Raw genomic sequence first — 2021 nt, forward strand, 5'->3', positions numbered from 1 at the left:
CATCACTAATACAAATACATGAAAATTCATGCGAATGTGATATAGAAATATGTTTGCCATCAATTAAATGAGGCTTTCCAGCTTCATCATATGTTAAATCATAATCCGTGTAACCCAAATGTTGTAGTAACATTCGAACCGCTAAAAATCCTCTCTGGTGTTCTTCCGATTTCATTCCTTCTAAACGAAAAAGCGAAGTATCTTTTAACGAAACCGCTCTAAATAATGAAGTTACGTCTTCGGTAATATGCCAAAAGTACGCAGTGGTGGTTTCGTTTATATGTATAATTTTATATAGCGGCATTTATATTTTGTTGTTTTTCAAATCATTAGAAAACTAAACAATTCACAAATTAATAGAAATCTTTGAAAAAATAAAAAGATATTTCGTAATTTTGCACCCTAATTTTAGAATATACAAATATACATAATAGATGAGTACACAAACATTACCTTATGTAGCTTATAAAGTGAAAGATATTTCGCTTGCAGCTTGGGGAAGAAAAGAAATTGAATTAGCTGAAGCTGAAATGCCAGGTTTAATGGCTTTAAGAGCTGAATACGGAGCATCTCAACCTTTAAAAGGAGCTAGAATTGCGGGATGTCTTCACATGACGATTCAAACTGCAGTTTTAATTGAAACTTTAATCGCTTTAGGTGCAGAAGTTACTTGGTCATCTTGTAATATTTTTTCAACTCAAGATCAAGCTGCTGCTGCTATTGCTGCTGCTGGAATTCAGGTTTATGCTTGGAAAGGTTTGAATGAAGAAGATTTCGATTGGTGTATTGAGCAAACTTTATTCTTTGGTGAAGATAGAAAACCATTGAACATGATTTTAGATGATGGTGGTGATTTAACTAATATGGTTTTTGATCGTTACCCAGAATTAATTCCTGGAATTAAAGGTTTATCAGAAGAAACTACTACTGGAGTTCACCGTTTGTATGAAAGAATGAAAAACGGAACTTTATTCATGCCTGCAATCAACGTAAATGATTCGGTAACTAAATCAAAATTTGATAACAAATACGGATGTAAAGAATCAGCTGTTGATGCTATTCGTCGTGCAACTGATGTTATGTTAGCAGGTAAAAGAGTAGTTGTTTGTGGATACGGTGACGTTGGAAAAGGAACTGCGGCTTCTTTCCGTGGCGCTGGTTCTATTGTAACTGTTACTGAAATTGATCCAATTTGTGCTTTACAAGCAGCTATGGACGGTTTTGAAGTAAAAAAATTAGACACTGTTGTTGGTAATGCTGATATCGTAATTACTACAACTGGAAATAAAGATATCGTTGTTGGTCGTCACTTTGAAGCTATGAAAGATAAAACTATCGTTTGTAACATTGGACACTTCGATAACGAAATCGATATGGCTTGGTTGAATAAAAACCATGGTGCCTCTAAAATTGAAATCAAACCACAAGTTGACAAATATACTATCAATGGAAATGACATCATCATTTTAGCTGAAGGACGTTTAGTAAACTTAGGTTGTGCTACAGGTCACCCAAGTTTTGTAATGAGTAATTCATTCACAAACCAAACGTTAGCTCAGTTAGAGTTATGGACAAACAGTGCAGCATACAAAAATGAAGTATATATGTTACCTAAACATTTAGATGAAAAAGTAGCAGCGCTTCACTTAGCTAAATTAGGTGTTGAATTAGAAACTTTAAACCCAGAGCAAGCAGCTTACATTGGAGTTGAAGTTCAAGGCCCATTTAAACCTGAGTATTATAGATATTAATTGTCATGCTGAACTCGTTTCAGCATCTCAAAATAATTTAAACCCTTGCAGCAATGTGAGGGTTTTTCTTTTACCAACTATTTTTTAACAAATTAGCAACAACTTGAAACTTTTGGCGTTAAATTTGTACTAATCATCATCAATCAAAATCAATCATCATGTTAAAACGTTTTTTTATATTATGCTCAGGCGTAGATTCCGACATAATTAACGGCTGTTCTAATGGCGAGCAAAACAAATATGCCGGAATTGGAGCTACCGTTTTCTTCA

The 2021-nt window shown here is 34.0% G+C and carries 1 protein-coding gene and 2 pseudogenes; 2 read left to right on the forward strand and 1 reads right to left on the reverse strand.

The features are described 5' to 3' along the window. A pseudogene (locus Q0075_RS03375) lies at positions 1 to 304 on the reverse strand (4-phosphopantetheinyl transferase); the annotation flags it as partial. A gap of 130 nt (positions 305 to 434) precedes the next feature. Here Q0075_RS03375 and ahcY point away from each other — a divergent pair. Then, the gene (gene ahcY, locus Q0075_RS03380) at positions 435 to 1751 is read left to right on the forward strand and encodes an adenosylhomocysteinase (protein ID WP_297868282.1); all 1317 of its coding nucleotides are present in this window, start codon (positions 435 to 437) and stop codon (positions 1749 to 1751) included. A 158-nt stretch (positions 1752 to 1909) separates the two neighbouring features. Beyond that, a pseudogene (locus tag Q0075_RS03385) lies at positions 1910 to 2021 on the forward strand (DUF4407 domain-containing protein); the annotation flags it as partial.

The organism is uncultured Flavobacterium sp., from assembly GCF_937967675.1.
Lineage (GTDB): Bacteria > Bacteroidota > Bacteroidia > Flavobacteriales > Flavobacteriaceae > Flavobacterium.